The sequence below is a fragment of the Enterobacter sp. GD03975 genome (assembly GCF_029838645.1).
Lineage (GTDB): Bacteria > Pseudomonadota > Gammaproteobacteria > Enterobacterales > Enterobacteriaceae > Enterobacter > Enterobacter quasihormaechei.
The window spans coordinates 191,072-210,545 of the sequence record NZ_JAOBZC010000006.1; the positions used below are offsets into that span (position 1 = coordinate 191,072).

The 19,474-nt window shown below is 56.3% G+C and carries 21 protein-coding genes; 5 read left to right on the forward strand and 16 right to left on the reverse strand.

The annotated features are described in order from the left end of the window. The first annotated feature begins 20 nt into the window (after positions 1-20). Entirely contained in the window at positions 21-1,322 is a 1,302-nt protein-coding gene (locus N5C09_RS12970; protein WP_279749177.1) for a serine dehydratase subunit alpha family protein, read from the forward strand. A 47-nt stretch (positions 1,323-1,369) separates the two neighbouring features. Here N5C09_RS12970 and N5C09_RS12975 read toward each other — a convergent pair whose 3' ends face one another. Then, the gene (locus N5C09_RS12975; protein ID WP_063451087.1) at positions 1,370-2,071 is read right to left on the reverse strand and encodes a pirin family protein; all 702 of its coding nucleotides are present in this window, start codon (positions 2,069-2,071) and stop codon (positions 1,370-1,372) included. Between the two features lie 104 nt (positions 2,072-2,175). On the opposite strand from N5C09_RS12975, the gene yhaJ reads away from it, so the two are divergent. Continuing rightward, complete coding sequence (gene yhaJ / locus N5C09_RS12980; protein ID WP_003862655.1) at positions 2,176-3,078, forward strand: DNA-binding transcriptional regulator YhaJ; 903 nt, start codon at positions 2,176-2,178, stop codon at positions 3,076-3,078. Positions 3,079-3,118: 40 nt separating this feature from the next. On the opposite strand, the gene N5C09_RS12985 is transcribed toward yhaJ, so the two are convergent. From N5C09_RS12985 to N5C09_RS13035, 11 genes are all read right to left on the reverse strand, one after another. Then, a complete protein-coding gene (locus N5C09_RS12985; RefSeq protein ID WP_063451088.1) occupies positions 3,119-3,484 on the reverse strand; it encodes a DUF805 domain-containing protein in 366 nt (121 codons plus the stop codon). Between the two features lie 105 nt (positions 3,485-3,589). After that, positions 3,590-4,576: a glutathione S-transferase family protein gene (locus tag N5C09_RS12990; protein ID WP_279749178.1), complete on the reverse strand. Its 987-nt coding sequence runs from the start codon at positions 4,574-4,576 to the stop codon at positions 3,590-3,592. 72 nt (positions 4,577-4,648) lie between these two features. Then, complete coding sequence (locus N5C09_RS12995; RefSeq protein WP_063867629.1) at positions 4,649-5,041, reverse strand: DoxX family protein; 393 nt, start codon at positions 5,039-5,041, stop codon at positions 4,649-4,651. Between the two features lie 253 nt (positions 5,042-5,294). After that, positions 5,295-5,591 (reverse strand): YqjK-like family protein, encoded by a 297-nt coding sequence (locus N5C09_RS13000; RefSeq protein ID WP_003862649.1) that lies wholly within the window; start codon positions 5,589-5,591, stop codon positions 5,295-5,297. Then, a complete protein-coding gene (locus N5C09_RS13005) occupies positions 5,588-5,986 on the reverse strand; it encodes a phage holin family protein (RefSeq protein WP_003862647.1) in 399 nt (132 codons plus the stop codon). The genes N5C09_RS13000 and N5C09_RS13005 overlap by 4 nt, the downstream gene beginning before the upstream one ends. A 2-nt stretch (positions 5,987-5,988) precedes the next feature. Next, on the reverse strand, positions 5,989-6,294 hold the full coding sequence (locus N5C09_RS13010) for a YqjD family protein (protein WP_003862645.1): 306 nt from the start codon (positions 6,292-6,294) through the stop codon (positions 5,989-5,991). Between the two features lie 29 nt (positions 6,295-6,323). Beyond that, positions 6,324-6,692 carry a DUF1090 domain-containing protein gene (locus N5C09_RS13015; RefSeq protein ID WP_063451091.1) on the reverse strand — a complete coding sequence of 123 codons (369 nt, stop codon included), beginning with the start codon at positions 6,690-6,692 and terminating at the stop codon, positions 6,324-6,326. Between the two features lie 143 nt (positions 6,693-6,835). After that, positions 6,836-7,219, reverse strand: coding sequence for an EnvZ/OmpR regulon moderator MzrA (gene mzrA / locus N5C09_RS13020; RefSeq protein ID WP_063867631.1), 384 nt, complete (start codon positions 7,217-7,219; stop codon positions 6,836-6,838). Between the two features lie 2 nt (positions 7,220-7,221). Next, positions 7,222-7,884, reverse strand: coding sequence for a DedA family general envelope maintenance protein YqjA (yqjA, locus tag N5C09_RS13025; protein ID WP_022649475.1), 663 nt, complete (start codon positions 7,882-7,884; stop codon positions 7,222-7,224). 341 nt (positions 7,885-8,225) lie between these two features. Continuing rightward, the gene (exuR, locus tag N5C09_RS13030) at positions 8,226-9,002 is read right to left on the reverse strand and encodes a transcriptional regulator ExuR (RefSeq protein WP_063451093.1); all 777 of its coding nucleotides are present in this window, start codon (positions 9,000-9,002) and stop codon (positions 8,226-8,228) included. Between the two features lie 179 nt (positions 9,003-9,181). Then, positions 9,182-10,480, reverse strand: coding sequence for an MFS transporter (locus tag N5C09_RS13035; protein ID WP_063451094.1), 1,299 nt, complete (start codon positions 10,478-10,480; stop codon positions 9,182-9,184). A 475-nt stretch (positions 10,481-10,955) separates the two neighbouring features. Here N5C09_RS13035 and uxaC point away from each other — a divergent pair, with 475 nt between their 5' ends. Further along, on the forward strand, positions 10,956-12,368 hold the full coding sequence (gene uxaC / locus N5C09_RS13040) for a glucuronate isomerase (RefSeq protein WP_107533925.1): 1,413 nt from the start codon (positions 10,956-10,958) through the stop codon (positions 12,366-12,368). A 16-nt stretch (positions 12,369-12,384) separates the two neighbouring features. Then, positions 12,385-13,872: an altronate dehydratase family protein gene (locus tag N5C09_RS13045; protein ID WP_279749179.1), complete on the forward strand. Its 1,488-nt coding sequence runs from the start codon at positions 12,385-12,387 to the stop codon at positions 13,870-13,872. An 86-nt stretch (positions 13,873-13,958) separates the two neighbouring features. Here the strand turns inward: N5C09_RS13045 and sstT are convergent, their stop codons facing one another. The 4 genes from sstT to N5C09_RS13065 form a co-directional block, all read right to left on the reverse strand. Then, positions 13,959-15,200 carry a serine/threonine transporter SstT gene (gene sstT / locus N5C09_RS13050; RefSeq protein ID WP_112792111.1) on the reverse strand — a complete coding sequence of 414 codons (1,242 nt, stop codon included), beginning with the start codon at positions 15,198-15,200 and terminating at the stop codon, positions 13,959-13,961. A 258-nt stretch (positions 15,201-15,458) separates the two neighbouring features. Beyond that, complete coding sequence (locus N5C09_RS13055; RefSeq protein WP_063867641.1) at positions 15,459-16,424, reverse strand: TerC family protein; 966 nt, start codon at positions 16,422-16,424, stop codon at positions 15,459-15,461. A 252-nt stretch (positions 16,425-16,676) separates the two neighbouring features. Then, positions 16,677-17,675: a Gfo/Idh/MocA family oxidoreductase gene (locus tag N5C09_RS13060; RefSeq protein WP_063451099.1), complete on the reverse strand. Its 999-nt coding sequence runs from the start codon at positions 17,673-17,675 to the stop codon at positions 16,677-16,679. A gap of 70 nt (positions 17,676-17,745) precedes the next feature. After that, positions 17,746-18,249 carry a M48 family metallopeptidase gene (locus N5C09_RS13065; RefSeq protein ID WP_063451100.1) on the reverse strand — a complete coding sequence of 168 codons (504 nt, stop codon included), beginning with the start codon at positions 18,247-18,249 and terminating at the stop codon, positions 17,746-17,748. 83 nt (positions 18,250-18,332) lie between these two features. On the opposite strand from N5C09_RS13065, the gene rlmG reads away from it, so the two are divergent. Then, the gene (rlmG, locus tag N5C09_RS13070; RefSeq protein ID WP_279749180.1) at positions 18,333-19,469 is read left to right on the forward strand and encodes a 23S rRNA (guanine(1835)-N(2))-methyltransferase RlmG; all 1,137 of its coding nucleotides are present in this window, start codon (positions 18,333-18,335) and stop codon (positions 19,467-19,469) included. Positions 19,470-19,474: the final 5 nt, after the last annotated feature.

Genomic DNA, 19,474 nt, shown 5'->3' on the forward strand with positions numbered 1-19,474 from the left:
GGTTAAATAAGGTCGTAACGATGTCTGAGCAAATTAATCCTTTATGGAACCATTTTATTCGCGCCGTGCAGGAGGAGGTAAGGCCTGCGCTGGGGTGTACCGAACCCGTCTCACTGGCGCTGGCCTGTGCGATGGCTGCCGGAGAGCTTTCCGGTGAGGTGACGCGTATTGAGGCGTGGGTATCGCCAAACCTGATGAAAAACGGGCTTGGCGTAACGGTGCCCGGCACCGGCATGGTTGGTTTACCTATCGCGGCGGCGCTGGGGGCGACGGGCGGTAATGCCCACGCCGGGCTGGAGGTGTTGAAAGACGCTTCTGCCGAGGCGCTAACGCGCGCCAAAGCAATGCTCAAAGCAGGCCTGGTGCAGGTGAAATTGCAGGAGCCGTGCGATGAGATCCTCTATTCACGTGCCTGCGTGTACGCTGGAGATTCCTCGGCGATGGTGACTATCGCCGGCGGGCATACCCGAGTGGTGGAGGTGGTTTGTCAGGGCGAAACGCGCTTGAGGCTTGACGATCGGCAAACCGAGGTAAGTAACGATCCGCTGGCGGTACTGTCAAACACCACGCTCTCGCAGATCCTGGAGTTTGTGGAGCAGGTACCGTTCGAGGCGATCCGCTTTATCCTGGAAGCAGGGCAATTGAACGATGCGCTCTCTCGTGAAGGGCTCAATGGAAAGTGGGGGTTGCACGTTGGCGCGACGCTCAATAAGCAGCGTGCATGCGGATGGATGGGCCAGGATCTGGGTTCAGACATTGTTATCCGCACCAGCGCGGCTTCGGATGCTCGCATGGGCGGCGCGACGCTGCCGGCGATGAGCAACTCGGGCTCCGGGAATCAGGGGATTACGGCTACCATGCCGGTTGTCGTGGTCGCTGAACACGTTCAGGCCGATGACGAACGGCTGGCGCGGGCGTTGATGCTCTCGCATCTGTCGGCTATCTACATCCATTACCAGCTTCCGCGTTTGTCCGCGCTGTGTGCGGCGACAACGGCGGCGATGGGCGCTGCGGCGGGAATGGCGTGGCTAATGGGCGGTTCTTACCAGACCATTTCCATGGCCATCGGCAGTATGATCGGTGACGTCAGCGGGATGATCTGCGACGGGGCGTCTAACAGCTGCGCCATGAAGGTCTCGACCAGCGTCACCAGCGCCTGGAAAGCTGTGATGATGGCGCTGGATGATACAGCCGTGACGGGTAACGAGGGGATTGTGACCCACGACGTGGAACAGTCTATCTCTAACCTGTGCGCGCTGGCGTGTCGCTCAATGCAGGCAACGGACCGGCAGATTATTGAGATTATGGCGAGTAAGGTGTAAAAATTTCCCCTCTCCCCATTGGGGAGAGGGCTATGGTGAGGTTTTTTTTAAACCGGCAAATCAATCAGCAGCGCGCGCAGCGGCGTATCTGCCACTAGGGTGATATTCGCTTCATCACGAATAAACGCCCCGTCACCGCAGGTGAGCGCTTCTTTCTCTTCCGTATGCGTTACCGCATGTACCGTGCCGTGAATGGACTGTAAATAGGCGCGCGGGCCATGAAGCTGGAAGCTCACCTGTTCACCTTTTTTCAGTTCAATATGGTGCAGCCATACCTGCTGGCGTAACTGCAAGCTGCCTTTGCTGCCGTCTGGCGAGGCAATCAGCTGCTGTTTATCGCCCTTCAGGTCGATCTTTTGCACCAGGGGATTTTCCCGCTCCGGACAGGCATCCAGCCACAGCTGCATGCGGGTCAGCGTTTTGTCTTTGCTGAGGTTATGCTCGCTATAGCTAATACCGGGCTGCGTAGAAATTAACAGCGCCTCGCCAGCTTTTGCCTGGACATGATTGCCCTCGCTATCGCGGTATTCTGCCTCGCCTTCCAGGATCAGGTTCAGGATATCGACTTTCGGATACGCGCGCGGCTGGAAGGACGCGCCCGGAGCGAGCACCTCCTGATTCAGTACGCGCAGTGAAGCGTAACCAAGGAGTTTAGGGTCAAAGTAGTGTCCAAAGGAAAAGGTGTAGCGGGCCTGCAACCAACCGAAATCGGCTTGTCCGCACTGTTTCGCTGTTCTTGTCGTAATCATAAACTTGACCTCTCTTTACACTAAATCAATGGTAAAGGTATGGACGCTGCATTGTTAGCCAGATATTCTGCCCGGTATGTTCAAATTTACTGAATGAGAACGAGATGGCTAAAGAGAGAGCATTGACGCTTGAGGCGCTTCGCGTCATGGACGCAATTGACAGGCGTGGCAGTTTTGCCGCCGCGGCAGATGAACTGGGGCGCGTTCCGTCTGCGCTGAGCTATACCATGCAAAAGCTGGAGGAGGAGCTGGATGTTGTGCTCTTCGATCGCTCCGGTCATCGAACAAAATTCACCAACGTTGGGCGAATGCTGCTGGAACGCGGCCGTGTGCTGCTGGAAGCGGCGGATAAGCTGACGACGGACGCCGAGGCGCTGGCCCGCGGCTGGGAAACCCATCTGACGCTGGTGACCGAAGCGCTGGTGCCCACCGAGGCGCTGTTCCCGCTGGTGGACAGGCTGGCCGCAAAAGCCAATACCCAGCTGTCGATCATCACCGAGGTGCTGGCAGGGGCATGGGAGCGGCTCGAGACGGGCAGGGCGGATATCGTCATTGCGCCGGACATGCACTTCCGCTCATCGTCAGAAATCAACTCGCGCAAACTTTACAGCGTGATGAACGTCTACGTCGCCGCGCCGGATCACCCGATTCACCAGGAGCCGGAGCCGCTCTCTGAAGTGACGCGCGTGAAGTACCGCGGCGTGGCGGTGGCGGATACCGCGCGCGAGCGTCCGGTGCTGACGGTTCAGCTGCTGGATAAACAGCCGCGTCTGACGGTGACGTCGCTGGAAGATAAGCGCCAGGCGCTGCTCGCCGGGCTGGGCGTGGCGACCATGCCGTATCCGTTCGTCGAAAAGGATATTGCTGAGGGGCGGCTGCGCGTGGTCAGCCCGGAATACACCAGTGAAGTGGATATCATTATGGCGTGGCGTCGCGACAGCATGGGCGAAGCCAAATCGTGGTGTTTGCGAGAAATACCCAAGCTCTTTGCGCATCACAACAAATAAGCATGCAGGCCCGGTAAGCGTAAGCGCCACCGGGCAGAATTTACGCGCTTGTCTTAGGATCCGGACCAAAGCGGTTTTCGCCCGGCGTTCCGCTCTGACAGTTGAAAATCAAAATCACGATCCAGCCGATAAGCGGGATCAACAGCAACAACAGCCACCACGCCGAACGATCGGTGTCGTGGAGACGACGAAACAGCACGGCCCATGAAGGCAGCAGAACTAACACACCATAAATGGTGGTGAGTATGCCTTCACCCCCCTCTCGCTCCCAGCCGAGGATTTTGTCCACAATGCCCAGCACCATAATCAGGACGAAGTTCACCAGAACGAACATCCAGTACTCTTTGCGGCGGGCGCGGCCACCAAATCCAACGTAGTTGCGCAGTACTTTTAAATACCAGTCCATTTTCCTTGCCTCTTAATCAGTCAATCACTTGTTTTCTAAGCGATCGAGGTAAGGATAGATGTATGCTGTGAATTAAAAAAGGGAATCAATTGATTCCCTAAATAATTATCCGAAACGCACGTCGCGCCCGTGCGGTTCATCCAGATCCTGCCACGGGCCAATGGAGATGATGCCCGTTGGGTTGATGGTCTTGTGGCTGCGGAAATAGTGGGTGCGAATATGGTCAAAATCGACCGTCTCCGCAATCCCGGGCATCTGATAGATGTCGCGCAGGAAACCGTGCAGGTTCAGGTAGTCGCTGATGCGATGCTTGTCGCACTTGAAGTGGGTGACGTAAACCGGATCAAAGCGGATCAGCGTCGTCCACAGGCGGATGTCCGCTTCGGTCAGACGATCGCCCGTTAAATAACGATGCTGGCCGAGGATCTGCTCCAGACGCTCCAGGGATTCAAAGACTTTTCCGACCGCTTCGTCGTAGGCTTCCTGGCTGGTGGCGAAACCGGCCTTATAGACGCCGTTGTTCACGTTGTCGTAGATCCAGCCGTTCAGCTCGTCAATTTTCTCGCGCAGCTCCGCCGGATAGTAATCCCCGGCGCGGGCGCCGTGCGCGTCAAACGCAGTATTGAACATGCGAATGATTTCAGCGGATTCATTGCTGACGATCGTCTGGTTTTTCTTGTCCCACAGCACCGGTACGGTTACGCGTCCGGTGTAGTGCGGATCGGCGCGCAGATAGAGCTGATACAGGAAATCGTGGTGATAAAGTTCATCATCCGTCGCGGCAGGGAAATCGCTGTCAAAGGTCCAGCCGTTTTCCAGCATCAGCGGGTTCACCACCGAAACCGGAATTAACGATTCCAGGCCTTTAAGCTTGCGCACAATCAGCGTGCGGTGCGCCCACGGGCAGGCGAGAGAAACGTACAGATGATAACGATCTTTCTCCGCCGCGAAGCCCCCTTCGCCGCTCGGGCCGGGTGCGCCGTCGGCGGTCAGCCAGTTACGGAAGGCCGAAACAGAGCGCTTAAAGCGTCCGCCGGTGGATTTGGTGTCATACCAGACATCCTGCCAGACGCCGTCTACGAGTTGTCCCATTTTTTACTCCTCCGTCAGATAGCAAAAGCGAGGAGATGTCTCCTCGCTTTGAATTTAATCAGTATAGCGTGCTTACCACTTCTTATTCAGAAGACGGTCGATGCTGTAAGCGCCAGGGCCCGTGATGGCCAGCAGCAGATAGCCGCCTGCAATGGTCAGGTTTTTCATGAACATCAGGGAGTTCACGCCTTCGGCAAAGTTGCTGTGGAACAGGAACGCCGTCAGCAGGGTGAAGCCTGCGGTGAACAGCGCCGTGGTGCGGGTCAGGAAACCGAACAACACCGCCAGGCCACCGCCGAACTCAAGCAGGATAGTCAGTGGCAGCAGGAACCCCGGCACGCCCATCGCTTCCATATACTGCTGGGTACCCGCATAACCGGTGATTTTGCCCCAGCCCGCGGTGATGAACAGAATTGGCATCAGAATACGCGCTACCAGTACACCAACATCTTCTAATTTTTTCATTTTACTCTCCAGGAAACCACATCAGCGGCTAAACGTTATTTGCTTGCAAAATCGGGTAGATACCGCGTCTTTGCTGTCGATGGAGAGGAGTGTAAACGGGGCGGGTGGCAATTGTTAGCAAGGAAAACTGTCAATCTTTTTCAAAGATATTGAGTAAGGGAGCATGAAGAGATGTTGCCGGGTGACGGCTACGCCTTACCCGGCCTACTTTTTACCGTAGGCCGGGTAAGCGCAGCGCCACCCGACGAGAAGGCTAGCGCAGCTGCTGCTGACGCAGCGTGGTTTTCACCAGACGCCAGGCGCTCCAGGCACCAAAGCCGCGGCGTGCCCAGCGGATCAGCATATTAGGATGCCGAACCGACCAGATCGCCATCACGCTGCTGCCGACCAGCGCCCATGAGCGCAGGCTCAGAACAGTGTTCCAGCCCCGGTCAAACCGATGCGTGGCCTCAACCCAGTCGCGTCGGCTGGCGGACAGATCCAACCGCTGCTGTTGGATCTGGCTCAGCAGATACGCTTTACGCTTCTGACGTTCGGCTTTGTCGCTCACGACTTATCATCCTCCAGCAGGGCGCGGTCGTTGGCCAGCTCCTGACGCGTGTGGCGCAGGAAGGTCGAGGTACGCGCTTTATGCAGGGTCCAGATACCGCCTATCAGCGCTGCAACCAGCAGAACCACGGTTGTGGCAATCATCGCGTTCAGACGATACTGTGGATCGATAGCCCAGATGATTAACACCATCAGGCTCATCAGGCCAAACGCGGCAAAGAGCATCGTAAGCCCGAGCATGAGCAGCATCTGGAAGAGGTTGGCTTTCTCCTCTTCCAGCTCCACTACCGCAAGCCGGACGCGCGTTTCGGCAATCCCGACCAGCGTCGTAAGAATACGCTGGCCGATGCCGAGGACGTTTTTAGCAGGCCCTTGTGCGTGACGTGGATCTTCCATAATCAACGACGCGTCAGCAGGACACCCAGCACCACACCCACTGCGGCGCCAATACCTACACCCGTCCATGGATTATCACGTACATATTCGTCTGCGCGCGCAGCCGCTTCGCGGGTCTGTTTCGCCAGCGCGTCGCCGGTTTCACCCAGACGGTAACGGCTCTCTTTCAGCGCTTGCTCCGCTTTGCTGCGCAGTTTGCTCACTTCTTCTTTCGATTTATCGGCAGAAGAGTTCAGCACCTCTTCCAGGGTGTCCGCCAGGGATTTCAGTTCAGCGCGCAGATTTTCTGAAGTTGTATCTTTTGACATGATTCTCTCCTGTTGAGATTTCCGTTAACTCAATAATCGCGAGCTTCCAGCGCTTTCAGTTCGTCCTGCGCCTCTTGCAACTTCCTCTCGCGCTTGGCAATTTTTTCCGCATCACCTTTCTCTTTCGCTTCTTGCAGGTCTTGACGGCGCTCGGCTATCTCGTCCTTCTGTTCAGCGATTTTTTCCTGATGATCGGCACGCAGCTTGCTGTCCGTACAATTATCTTTCACTTCGCTCAACGCCTTTTTCAGACCGTCGATCCGGTGCTGATTGTTATGCTTCTCGGCATAACTGATTTCGCGTTGGATATCCTTTTCTTTCTCCTGACAAAGAGACATCGCGAAGGAAGCTGTGCTTAAAGAAAAAAGGGCCAGAGCAAGGGTGATGCGGTATTTCATTATAGAAACCTTCCATTGTGTTACGGCGTAAGCCGTGTTCCAGAACTTTGCGGAGAACATCTGAGGGGTGCTCCGCGTACTTAAGCATAGTAAGTAAACGGGAGTTTCACCAAAGTAGGTGAAAATATTCGGAATATTAGTCGTTAACCAAATCGATGCGACGTGTCGCGTAGCCGTGACATCCACGAGGCGACGTGGCTGTCATCATCCTGTTGCGCGATGATGTAACCCTGCGGCAGCGTTCGGTCCAGCACCGCTTTCGCCGCGGCGCTTTGCGCACTGGAGTCAAACTTTATCAGCAGGACATCGTCTTGCGGCGTGATGCTCTTAAAGCGGATCCCGTTTGCGTCCAGATGATGCCAGATGGAAAAACCATCCGGCACGCTGGTTCCTTGATTCACAGGACGGATAGCCAGCGTCGACTCCTGATGCTGTAGCGCAGACCACAGCAGAATGAGGGCGCTGAACATCATCAGCGCAACGATGGCGTAAGAGAAACGACGCAGGGCGAGCGGGGAGATAACCATTGTTAACCCCTGGCTCCGTATTTCTTCTTCCACAGTACAACCAGTGAACCGACCAGGCCAAACACCAGCAGAACGACCGGCAGCAGCATCAGGCAAGACATCAGCTGGTCTTCATACTTCATAAAGACCGGGGTTTTCCCGAGCGCGTAGCCGAGCGTGGTCAGGATCAGAACCCACAGCAAGCCGCTCATCCAGTTAAAGAACTGGAAACGCGCGCTGCTGAGGCCAGACAGGCCCGCGATGGTCGGCAGCAGGGTGCGTACAAAGGCGATAAAGCGGCCGATCAGCAAGGCGGAAAGCCCGTGCTTATGGAACAGGTGGTGGGCTCGCTGGTGGTAATGTGCCGGAAGATGCGAAAGCCAGTTCTGGACGATCCGCGTGTTGCCCAGCCATCGCCCCTGAATATAACTCACCCAGCAACCCAGGCTGGCGGCAATGGTCAAAAGCAAGACCGTTTGCGGGAAAGCCATCGCCCCTTTTGCACAGAGCACCCCAACCAGCACCAGCAGGCTGTCGCCCGGTAAAAAGGCGGCAGGCAGCAGGCCGTTCTCAAGGAACAGGATCATAAATAACACAAAGTAGAGCATGCCAATCATGGATGGGTTGGCCAGCGTTTCGAAATCCTGAGCCCAGAGGGCATTCAGTAGTTGGGTCAAAAGTTCCATTCAGTGTTCCTGGAAATCGGTTAACGTCACGCCTGTCATTCGGGAAAACAGCACGGCGACATTGTTATGATTTCATTATGGTCGCTCGCGGACACATTGAGGTGTGGCCAACACTGTTCCCTGTTAATTGGCTGGTTAGCAAGCACTAACTTACAAAATAACGAAGTGAATCCAATTGTAACAAAGCCCGACGTTCTGCGTCACAGAATTTGAGGGGAAACACGATTTTGGCGTAAGCCACGGAGGGGAGCGAGAGATTTTACAAAGGCTGACACTATAGAGGTTTTCTTACCCTGTCTGGCCGGAGGGCGCGGCGGTGCGCCTGCCGGCAGTACGAAGGCTTATTTTGCGAGATTGGTCGCAGTATCGAGGTGAACCACCGGATTATCGGCAAAAAGATAGCGGTCAGCGTTAAATTCGAAGTCATCGCTGGTTTCATTAAACAGCATCTGTTTGGTGTTCTCCAGATGCTGCCACATCGCCAGTTTTGCCGCATGCGGATCCTTACGAATCAGCGCTTTGAGGATTTGGTCGTGGTCGTCACACCAGTTGTCTACCGTGCGGGAATCAATGTGATCGTGCAATTTCTTCCAGTACGGGTTGTGAACGCGCTGAGTCCACATTTTTTCAACGATTGCCGCCAGCGCCGTGTTCTGAGTCGCAAGGGCAACCTGGACGTGGAATTGCAGGTCCCATTCGGAATCACGGAAGCATTTTTCTTTACGCGCGTGGTCCTGAATTTCCATCAGCTTCATAATGTCTTGCTTGGTCACCTGCGTCGCCGCAAATTCCGCAATGTTGCTCTCAATCAGCTGGCGAGCCTGGAGAAGCTCAAACGGGCCGTAGCTGGCAAATTCCAGGCTTTCGTCCGGGGCGGGGGAGTGTTTGGCCTGGTTGGAAATCACGTGAATGCCGGAACCTTTGCGAACTTCAACGTAGCCTTCCACTTCCAGCATGATGATGGCTTCGCGCACCACGGTACGGCTGACGCTTTTTTCATCCGCAATGAAACGCTCGGCGGGCAGTTTATCACCGACAAGATAGACACCTTGCTCGATGCGATCTTTCAGCTCGGCGGCAAGTTGTTGATATAAACGACGTGATTCGGTGATTTCCATATGCGCTCCAGGCAGGGTACGGCGATTGATTTGTTATACCACTTTTGCGTGTCAGTCTCCAGATTTCGCCATTAAAAAAGCCGCTACTCAGCGGCCTTTAAATGCCCGGCGGCGCTTCGCTTGCACGGGCCTACGGGTTTTGTAGGCCGGGTAAGCGTAGCGCCACCCGGCACAACAAGCTAACTCTGCGTCGCCGGTCCCCCAAGGGACTCTTTCGCCAGCTCGTCGGCAGATTTGCTTTTCAGCACCGTCCAGATAACCACCGCACCCAGCAGGTCGAAGATAGCCAGTACCGCGAACAGCGGGCTGAAGCCGATGGTATCCGCCAGCGCGCCGACCACCAGGGCGAACATCGTGCTCGCTGTCCAGGCGGCCATACCGGTCAGGCCGTTGGCGGTGGCCACTTCGTTACGGCCAAACACGTCGGAAGAGAGCGTAATCAGCGCGCCAGACAGGGACTGGTGAGCAAAGCCACCGATACACAGCAGCGCGATAGCCACGTAAGGGCTGGTGAACAGGCCGATCATACCCGGGCCGATCATCAGCAGTGCGCCCATGGTGACCACCATCTTACGGGAGACAATCAGGTTCACGCCAAACCAGCGCTGGAACAGCGGTGGCAGGTAGCCGCCGACGATACAGCCCAGGTCAGCAAACAGCATTGGCATCCAGGCGAACATCGCGATCTCTTTCAGGTTAAAGCCGTAAACTTTGAACATGAACAGCGGGATCCAGGCGTTGAACGTACCCCAGGCCGGCTCTGCCAGGAAGCGTGGCAGGGCGATACCCCAGAACTGACGGGTGCCCAGGATCTGCCAGACGGACATCTTTTTGCCGTTATCGGTCTGATGCTGAGATTCCTGGCCGTTAATAATGTAGTCGCGTTCTTCGGTAGACAGCTTTTTCTGGTCGCGCGGGTGCTTGTAGAAGATCAGCCATGCCATGGCCCAGGCGAAGCTCAGCACCCCGGAAATGATGAACGCCATCTGCCAGCTGTGCATCACGATAGCCCACACCACGAGCGGCGGCGCAATCATCGCCCCGATGGATGAACCCACGTTGAAGTAACCCACCGCGATGGAACGCTCTTTTGCCGGGAACCACTCAGAGCTGGCTTTCAGACCTGCGGGGATCATCGCCGCTTCGGCGGCACCTACCGCGCCACGCGCCAGCGCCAGACCGCCCCAGCTGCCTGCCAGTGCGGTCGCGCCGCAGAACACGGCCCAGGCAACGGCGAAGAAGGCGTAACCAATTTTTGTACCCAGAATATCTAGAACATAACCTGCAACAGGCTGCATTACGGTGTAAGCGGCAGAATAAGCCGCAATGATGTAAGAGTATTGCTGCGTGGAGATATGCAACTCTTCCATCAACGTTGGCGCCGCTGCTGCCACGGTGTTACGTGTCAGGTAGCCCAGCACGGTGCCGAGCGTCACCAGTGCAATCATGTACCAACGTAACCCTTTAATTTTACGCATGTAAAACCTCATCGTTATGTTATTTCCGTGTCGGGACACGGCAACAACTCAACCGTTGCCGGGAGCTGTTCTGTAACGGGAGGGGCGTAACCGGGAACCTGTCCCGGAACGGCCCGAACCTTGCCATAAATAATCGTGCTAAGTCGGCTTCCGTACCGTTAAATCCGATGTATCAAACACCGGTAATGCATTCCGTCGGCTTATAGTTTGCGACGGCGAAAAGATAACTTGTCATACAACTTTAAAAGGTGAGTGACATCACAAAAGTGTGAATCTTTGTGTGGTCATTAAGCAACGCGCGCAAAGCCAGATATGGCGCGGCTTGCAGGAGGGTTTACCCCTTTGAGGGTAATTTATTTGTCGACGTTTATTGATCTAACTCACGAAAAAAACGTCGGACTCTGGAAATTGGTGTGATAACTTTGCAGCATCTGAACATAAGCTTTCTGACGCTCCCGTAATGAGGAAGACGATAATGACGCCGTTTATGACCGAAGATTTTCTGTTAGATACCGAATTTGCTCGCCGCCTGTACCACGACTATGCGAAAGACCAGCCGATTTTCGACTACCACTGCCACTTACCGCCGCAGCAGGTTGCCGAAAATTACCGTTTCAAAAACCTGTATGATATCTGGCTGAAGGGTGACCACTATAAATGGCGCGCAATGCGCACCAACGGCGTGGCCGAGCGCCTGTGTACCGGTGACGCCACCGATCGCGAGAAGTTCGACGCCTGGGCCGCTACCGTGCCGCACACCATCGGGAACCCGCTTTACCACTGGACGCACCTCGAACTGCGTCGTCCGTTTGGTATCACCGGCAAGCTGTTGTCTCCCGCCACTGCGGATGAAATCTGGGACCAGTGCAACGAACTGCTGGCGCAGGATAGCTTCTCGGCGCGCGGCATCATGAAGCAGATGAACGTGAAAATGGTGGGCACCACCGACGATCCGATCGACTCCCTGGAGCACCACGCGGTTGTCGCGAAGGACAGCACGTTTGACATCAAGGTGCTGCCAAGCTGGCGCCCGGATAAAGCCTTCAACATCGAGCTGGCAACCTTTAATGACTACATGGCGAAACTGGCGGAAGTGTCTGATACCGACATCCGCCGTTTTGCCGATCTGCAATCTGCGCTGACCAAACGTCTGGATCACTTCGCCGCACACGGCTGTAAAGTTTCTGACCACGCGCTGGACGTGGTGCTGTTCGCGGAATCCAACGAAGCCGAACTGGACAGCATTCTGGCGCGTCGTCTCTCCGGCGAACAGTTAAGCGAGCATGAAGTCGCCCAGTTCAAAACGGCGGTGCTGGTGTTCCTCGGCGCGGAATATGCCCGTCGCGGCTGGGTGCAGCAGTACCACATCGGCGCGCTGCGTAATAACAACCAGCGTCAGTTCAAACTGCTGGGCGCGGACGTGGGCTTCGACTCCATCAATGACCGCCCGCTGGCGGAAGAGCTGTCTAAGCTGCTGAGCAAACAGAACGAGCAAAACCTGCTGCCGAAAACCATTCTTTACTGCCTGAACCCGCGCGATAACGAAGTGCTGGGCACCATGATCGGCAACTTCCAGGGGGAAGGTATGCCGGGCAAGATGCAGTTCGGCTCCGGCTGGTGGTTCAACGATCAGAAAGACGGCATGGAACGTCAGATGACGCAGCTGGCGCAGCTCGGTCTGTTAAGCCGCTTCGTGGGTATGCTGACCGACAGTCGCAGCTTCCTGTCCTATACCCGTCATGAATATTTCCGCCGCATTCTGTGCCAGATGATTGGCCGCTGGGTGCACGCGGGTGAAGCGCCAGCGGATATCCAGCTGCTGGGCGAAATGGTGAAAAACATCTGCTTTAACAATGCGCGTGACTACTTCGCCATTGAACTGAACTAGGCCGTTTGAGGTTGATATGCAATACATCAAAATCCATTCGCTGGATAACGTTGCCGTCGCGCTGGCAGATTTAGCCGAAGGGATGGAAGTTACCTTCGACAACCAGTCGGTCACGTTACGCCAGGCCATTGGACGTGGACATAAGTTTGCCCTGATCCCCATCGCGAAAGGGGAGAACGTGGTGAAGTACGGTTTGCCCATCGGTCATGCGCTGGCGGATATTGCGCCGGGTGAATATATTCATTCGCACAATACCCGCACCAATCTCAGCGATCTGGACGAGTACAGCTATCAACCTGACTTCCAGCCAGAAGAAGGACAGGCGGCCGATCGTGAGGTGCAGATCTACCGCCGCGCCAGCGGCGAGGTGGGGATCCGCAATGAGCTGTGGATCCTTCCGACCGTCGGCTGCGTGAACGGGATCGCGCGCCAAATCCAGACGCGCTTCCTGAAAGAGACCAACGATGCTGAAGGCACCGACGGCGTGCACCTGTTCAGCCACACCTACGGCTGTTCGCAACTGGGTGACGACCACATCAACACCCGCACCATGCTGCAAAACATGGTGCGCCACCCGAATGCGGGCGCGGTGCTGGTGATCGGCCTGGGCTGCGAGAACAACCAGGTGGATGCCTTCCGCGAAACGCTGGGGGAATTCGACCCTGCGCGCGTGCACTTTATGGTGTGTCAGCACCAGGACGACGAAGTGGAAGCGGGCGTTGAACAGCTGCATCAGCTGTATGAGGTGATGCGCCACGACAGGCGCGAGCCGGGCAAGCTGAGCGAGCTGAAGTTTGGCCTGGAGTGCGGCGGATCTGACGGTCTCTCCGGCATTACGGCTAACCCAATGCTGGGCCGCTTCTCGGATTACGTGATTGCCAACGGCGGCACCACGGTGCTGACCGAAGTGCCGGAGATGTTTGGCGCGGAGCGCATTCTGATGAGCCACTGCCGCGATGAAGAGACGTTTGAGAAGACCGTCACCATGGTCAACGACTTCAAGCAGTACTTCATCGCCCATAACCAGCCGATTTATGAGAATCCGTCGCCGGGTAACAAAGCGGGGGGCATCACCACGCTGGAAGAGAAATCCCTCGGCTGCACTCAGAAAGCCGGGGCCAGCCAGGTGGTGGATGTGCTGCGCTACGGCGAACGGCTGAAAACCCATGGTCTGAACCTGCTGAGCGCGCCGGGTAACGACGCGGTCGCCACCAGTGCGCTGGCGGGGGCGGGCTGCCACATGGTGCTGTTCAGTACCGGGCGCGGTACGCCGTACGGCGGATTTGTGCCGACGGTGAAAATCGCCACCAACAGCGAACTGGCGGCGAAGAAAAAGCACTGGATCGACTTTGACGCGGGCCAGCTGATCCACGGCAAGGCGATGCCGCAGCTGCTCGATGAATTTGTTGATGTCATCGTGGAAATCGCCAGCGGCAAGCAATCCTGTAACGAGAAGAACGACTTCCGCGAGCTGGCGCTCTTTAAGAGTGGTGTGACGCTGTAAGCGTTATGTCGGGTGGCGCTAACGCTTACCCGACCTACGATATTCTGTAGGCCCGGTAAGGCGTAGCCGCCACCGGGCTTTTCTTTTTAACCTCGCAGGGCATTCTTCGCTAAACGCGCGTCTTCCGCCTGACAGGCCGCAGCGGTGAACAGCACGTCGGTAGAGGAGTTCAGCGCCGTTTCGCAGGAATCCTGCAATACGCCGATAATAAAGCCGACCGCGACCACCTGCATGGCAATCTCGTTCGGGATACCGAACATATTGCACGCCAGCGGGATCAGCAGCAGCGAGCCGCCCGCCACGCCGGAGGCGCCACAGGCGCACAGGGATGCCACCACGCTCAGCAGCAGGGCGGTTGGCAGATCGACCGGAATACCCAGCGTATGCACGGCCGCCAGCGTCAGCACGGTGATGGTGATCGCCGCACCCGCCATGTTCACGGTTGCACCCAGTGGAATTGAAACCGAATAGGTATCGCGATCCAGGTTCAGCTTCTCCGCCAGCGCCATGTTGACCGGAATGTTTGCCGCCGAGCTGCGGGTAAAGAAGGCGTATACGCCGCTCTCGCGCAGGCAGGTCAGCACCAGCGGATACGGGTTACGGCGGATCTGCCAGAACACCAGCAGCGGGTTGATCACCAGCGCCACCAGCAGCATACAGCCGACCAGCACCATCAGCAGCTGCGCGTAGCCCCACAGCGCGTCAAAGCCGGTTGTGGCCAGAGTAGACGACACCAGGCCGAAGATACCGATAGGCGCAAAGCGAATCACGACCTTCACGATAAAGGTCACGGCGTTGGACATGTCGTTGACCAGATTTTTCGTCGTTTCGTTGCCGTGACGCAGGGCGAAGCCCAGGCCGATCGCCCACACCAGGATGCCAATGTAGTTGGCATTCAGCAGGGCATCAATGGGGTTAGAAACCATGCTCATCAGCAGGCCGCGCAGCACTTCCACAATGCCTGAAGGCGGCGTAACGTCGCCCGCCGCAGAGGTCAGATGCAGCGTGGAGGGGAAGAGGAAGCTAAAGACCACTGCGGTCAGCGCAGCAGAAAACGTGCCCAGCAGATATAAAAAGAGAATCGGGCGAATGTTGGTTTTTTGTCCGTGCTGGTGATTGGCGATAGAAGCCATCACCAGCATCAGTACCAGCACCGGCGCAACGGCCTTCAGCGCGCCCACGAAAAGCGTTCCGAGAAGCCCTGTTGCTTCCGCGGCAGGTTTTGACACCAGCGCCAGCAGAATACCCAGAACCAGCCCTACCAGGATTTGTTTAACCAGGCTGCCCTGCGTCAGACGCGCAAGCAGGCCCTTAGATTGTGTGCTCATACTAAATTCCTAAGTGAAATTGTGTTCCATCCTGGATGTGCTCTAAGTCACATTTATTTCAGGATGTAAATATTTGTTTGCCTGGTTGAGTATCAAGGAAAGCGGGGAAAGGCGGAAGAGTAAAATGCTGGATTTTACGTGTTGCGTCATGTTTTTTAACTATTGCTTAATGGAAAGGCCGGGTGGCGCTGCGCTTACCCGGCTTACGAATTGGGTCCGTGTAGGCCCGGTAAGCGCAGCGCCACCGGGCAAAACGCACTAAACCTGCTGCTTTTTATCGTGCTGGCGGTTAACCCAGGTATTGATAACCAGCGTCACCAGCAGAATGCCAAACACCACGCCGAGCGAAATGGCGATCGGGATATGGTAGAAATCGACAATCAGCATCTTGATACCAATGAAGACCAGAATCACCGACAGACCGTACTTCAGCATGGAGAAGCGCTCTGCCGCACCTGCCAGCAGGAAGTACATCGCACGCAGGCCGAGGATCGCAAACAGGTTCGAGGTCAGGACGATGAACGGGTCGGTGGTGACCGCGAAGATTGCCGGAATACTGTCCACCGCAAAGATAACGTCGCTCAGCTCGACCAGAATCAGCACCAGCAGCAGCGGGGTGGCGAACAGCAGGCCGTTCTTACGCACGAAGAAGTGCTCGCTTTCGATCTTGTCCGTCATGCGCAGATGACCACGGATCCACTTCACCAGCGGCTTATCACCGATACCGGTATCGTCTTCTTTCGCCAGCGCCATTTTGACCCCGGTGAACAGCAGGAACGCGCCGAACACGTACAGCAGCCATTCGAACTGGGTAATCAGCCAACTGCCGGCGAAGATCATGATGGTACGCAGGATGATGGCACCCAGCACGCCGTAGACCAGCACGCGGCGTTGCAGGGCCGCAGGCACGGCAAAATAGCTGAACAGCATCAGCCAGACGAAGACGTTATCAACCGCCAGCGCTTTTTCAATCAGATAGCCGGTGAGGAAGGCGAGTGCCTGAGGATCCGCCACCGCACGGCCTTCGGTTGAGGCCAGGTACCACCAGAAGACGGCGCAGAAGAGGAGTGAGAGGGATACCCATACCAGCGACCAGACGGCGGCTTGCTTGACGCTCATGCCATGCTCGCCGCGACGACCCTGCAAAAAGAGGTCGATTGCCAGCATGATGAGCACGACTACCGCGAATCCGCCCCACAGCATTGGAGTGCCGACAGAATGCATACTATTTTCCTTACACATAAAAAAACAAAAACGGCTATGGTCAGAAGACGATAGCCGTTAGCTTTTTATGCATAGACCTCGCCTTCCGGCAAGGTCTCACTTACAACCATGAAGGTTGCCCGGCGACCGGATGCGGTTTTGCACGCATCGTAATGACGATCCACCGGCGAAGAAGTTACTCCCCTTTGCAGGTAACAAAATATGTCAGACCATCGATTTCGTCAATGCTCTGCACGGTTTCATTACACAGCTTTACGCGACGGCTTCCACATTCACGCCGTCTGCTGGGAACACCACGCCGGTCTGTCGGCGGATCTCCGTTTGCAGCTTCGCCGTGGTGCGGCTGATCGCCAGCCCAGGGTGGTTCACTTCGTTGTCTTCTACCAGACGGGCGAAGACCTCTGCCTCATAAAGCATAGTGTTAATATGCTGAGGCTGCGTCAGCTCCTGCGCTTTTCCGCCGCGCGGGACGATGCTGAGCTTCTGGCATTCAGAGATTTTTTCGATCACCAGCGAGCCGTCTTCGCCCTGAATTTCGCTTGGCAGCACGGAGTCGCTGACCTTCGAGTGCTGCAACGTCACGCTGAAATCACCGTAGTCCAGCACCACGATACCGTGGGCATCCACGCCGCTCTCCAGCAGGCTGGCGGTGGCCGTCACGCCGTGCGGTTCACCCCACAGCGCGACCGCAGAGGCCAGACAGTAAAAACCGATATCCATAATTGAGCCATTCGAGAAGGCCGGGTTAAAGGTATTCGGGTTTTCGCCGTCCAGATAGCGCTGGTATCGCGAGGAATACTGGCAGTAGTTGATAAAGGCTTTACGCACTTTGCCAATTTTGGGCAGGGACTGCTGCAACAGCAGGAAGTTCGGCAGGCTGGCGGTTTTGAACGCTTCAAATAGCACCACCTGGTTTTCCCGGGCAAGCTGAATGGCGGCTTCCACTTCATCAATATTGGAGGCCAGCGGCTTCTCGCAAATCACGTGCTTTTTGTGGCTGAGGAACAGCTTCGTTTGCGGGAAATGCAGAGAATTCGGGCTGGCGATATAGACCGCGTCAATGGCGTCGCTTTGTGCCATCTCATCGAGCGAGGTGAACAGATGTTCAACCAGGTAGTCATTCGCAAAACTCTGCGCCTGCTCAAGGCTGCGGGAATAGACTGCGGTGAGCTTATATTTGCCGGTTTCGTGGGCGGCGTCGACGAACTGGCGCGTGATCCAGTTCGTACCGATGACTGCGAAACGTATCATAAACGTTTACGTACTCCGTAGCAGGGAACTTAAAACCACTGTAGCACGTCATCATGACATTTCGCGTGCGCTACTGCGCATTACTCTTTAACGATAAATGCGTCAGCCACAGCCGGGTATCAAACTCCAGCTGGTGGTACTGCGGCTCCATATGGCAGCACAGGGAATAGAAGGCTTTGTCGTGCTCTTTCTCTTTCAGGTGCGCCAGCTCGTGCACCACGATCATCCGCAGAAAGGCTTCCGGCGCGTTACGGAAAACGGTCGCCACGCGGATCTCCGCCTTAGCCTTCAGCTTGCCGCCCTGCACGCGGGAGATGGCGGTGTGCAGGCCGAGCGCGTTTTTCAGCACGTGGATCTTGTTGTCGTACATCACCTTGTTGATTGGCGGGGCGCTTCTGAGATAACGGTTTTTCAGATCCTGCGTATACTGCCAGAGCGCCTTATCGGTCGCGAAATCGTGGGTGCCGGGATAGCGTTTTTCCAGCACCGCGCCGAGCTTCTGCTCGGCAATCAGGCTGCGAACCTGGGAAAGTAAATGCTCCGGATAGCCCTGGAGATAAGTAAGTTGGTTCATCAACGCCCCAAATCGACAATAAAACGGGTATACTCACGCACCCTTTTCAGGGATACGCCAAATTTTACCATTCAGGAGGGCCGATGAGCCACTTAGACAACGGTTTCCGTTCACTCAACCTTAAACGTTTCCCGGAAACGGACGACGTAAACCCGCTTCAGGCGTGGGAAGCGGCGGATGAATATCTGCTGCAACAGTTGGATGAGACTGAAATCCGCGGCCCGGTCCTGATCCTGAATGACGCGTTTGGTGCGCTGGGCTGCGCGCTGGCGGAACACGCACCTTACAGCATCGGCGATTCTTACCTGAGCGAGCTGGCGACGCGTGAAAACCTGCGTCACAACGATATCGACGAATCCAGCGTGAAGTTCCTCGACAGCACCGCGGACTACCCGCAGGCGCCGGGCGTGGTGCTGATCAAAGTGCCCAAAACCATGGCGCTGCTGGAACAGCAGCTGCGGGCGCTGCGTAAGGTCGTGACGCCAGAAACGCGTATTATCGCGGGTGCGAAGGCGCGCGATATTCACACCTCGACGCTGGAGCTGTTCGAGAAAGTGCTCGGCCCGACCACCACCACGCTGGCCTGGAAAAAAGCGCGCCTGATCAACTGTACCTTTAGCGCGCCGGAACTGGCCGACGCGCCGGAAACCCTGAGCTGGAAGCTGGAAGGCACCGACTGGACCATCCACAACCATGCGAACGTTTTCTCACGCACCGGTCTGGACATCGGGGCGCGTTTCTTTATGGAACATCTGCCGGAAAATCTGGAAGGGGAAATTGTCGATCTGGGCTGCGGCAACGGGGTGATCGGCCTGACGCTGCTGGCGAAGAATCCGGAAGCCAGCGTGGTGTTCAGCGACGAGTCGCCGATGGCGGTGGCCTCCAGCCGTCTGAACGTGGAAACCAACATGCCGGAGGCGCTGGACCGCTGCGAGTTTATGATTAACAACGCGCTCTCCGGCGTAGAGCCTTTCCGCTTTAACGCCGTGTTCTGCAACCCGCCGTTCCACCAGAAGCACGCCCTGACGGATAACGTCGCGTGGGAGATGTTCCACCACGCGCGCCGCTGCCTGAAAATCAACGGCGAGCTGTACATCGTGGCGAACCGCCACCTGGACTACTTCCACAAGCTGAAAAAGATCTTCGGTAACTGCGTCACCATTGCGACGAACAACAAGTTTGTGGTGCTGAAAGCGGTGAAGCTGGGGCGTCGTCGGTAAGATGG

Excerpts from the sequence above, each read along its gene's own strand:
- N5C09_RS12970 (WP_279749177.1), top strand. The coding sequence starts at position 21 with ATGTCTGAGCAAATTAATCCTTTATGGAACCATTTTATTCGCGCCGTG.
- N5C09_RS12975 (WP_063451087.1), bottom strand. The coding sequence starts at position 2,071 with ATGATTACGACAAGAACAGCGAAACAGTGCGGACAAGCCGATTTCGGT.
- yhaJ (WP_003862655.1), top strand. The coding sequence starts at position 2,176 with ATGGCTAAAGAGAGAGCATTGACGCTTGAGGCGCTTCGCGTCATGGAC.
- N5C09_RS12985 (WP_063451088.1), bottom strand. The coding sequence starts at position 3,484 with ATGGACTGGTATTTAAAAGTACTGCGCAACTACGTTGGATTTGGTGGC.
- N5C09_RS12990 (WP_279749178.1), bottom strand. The coding sequence starts at position 4,576 with ATGGGACAACTCGTAGACGGCGTCTGGCAGGATGTCTGGTATGACACC.
- N5C09_RS12995 (WP_063867629.1), bottom strand. The coding sequence starts at position 5,041 with ATGAAAAAATTAGAAGATGTTGGTGTACTGGTAGCGCGTATTCTGATG.
- N5C09_RS13005 (WP_003862647.1), bottom strand. The coding sequence starts at position 5,986 with ATGGAAGATCCACGTCACGCACAAGGGCCTGCTAAAAACGTCCTCGGC.
- N5C09_RS13010 (WP_003862645.1), bottom strand. The coding sequence starts at position 6,294 with ATGTCAAAAGATACAACTTCAGAAAATCTGCGCGCTGAACTGAAATCC.
- N5C09_RS13015 (WP_063451091.1), bottom strand. The coding sequence starts at position 6,692 with ATGAAATACCGCATCACCCTTGCTCTGGCCCTTTTTTCTTTAAGCACA.
- mzrA (WP_063867631.1), bottom strand. The coding sequence starts at position 7,219 with ATGGTTATCTCCCCGCTCGCCCTGCGTCGTTTCTCTTACGCCATCGTT.
- yqjA (WP_022649475.1), bottom strand. The coding sequence starts at position 7,884 with ATGGAACTTTTGACCCAACTACTGAATGCCCTCTGGGCTCAGGATTTC.
- exuR (WP_063451093.1), bottom strand. The coding sequence starts at position 9,002 with ATGGAAATCACCGAATCACGTCGTTTATATCAACAACTTGCCGCCGAG.
- N5C09_RS13035 (WP_063451094.1), bottom strand. The coding sequence starts at position 10,480 with ATGCGTAAAATTAAAGGGTTACGTTGGTACATGATTGCACTGGTGACG.
- uxaC (WP_107533925.1), top strand. The coding sequence starts at position 10,956 with ATGACGCCGTTTATGACCGAAGATTTTCTGTTAGATACCGAATTTGCT.
- N5C09_RS13045 (WP_279749179.1), top strand. The coding sequence starts at position 12,385 with ATGCAATACATCAAAATCCATTCGCTGGATAACGTTGCCGTCGCGCTG.
- sstT (WP_112792111.1), bottom strand. The coding sequence starts at position 15,200 with ATGAGCACACAATCTAAGGGCCTGCTTGCGCGTCTGACGCAGGGCAGC.
- N5C09_RS13055 (WP_063867641.1), bottom strand. The coding sequence starts at position 16,424 with ATGCATTCTGTCGGCACTCCAATGCTGTGGGGCGGATTCGCGGTAGTC.
- N5C09_RS13060 (WP_063451099.1), bottom strand. The coding sequence starts at position 17,675 with ATGATACGTTTCGCAGTCATCGGTACGAACTGGATCACGCGCCAGTTC.
- N5C09_RS13065 (WP_063451100.1), bottom strand. The coding sequence starts at position 18,249 with ATGAACCAACTTACTTATCTCCAGGGCTATCCGGAGCATTTACTTTCC.
- rlmG (WP_279749180.1), top strand. The coding sequence starts at position 18,333 with ATGAGCCACTTAGACAACGGTTTCCGTTCACTCAACCTTAAACGTTTC.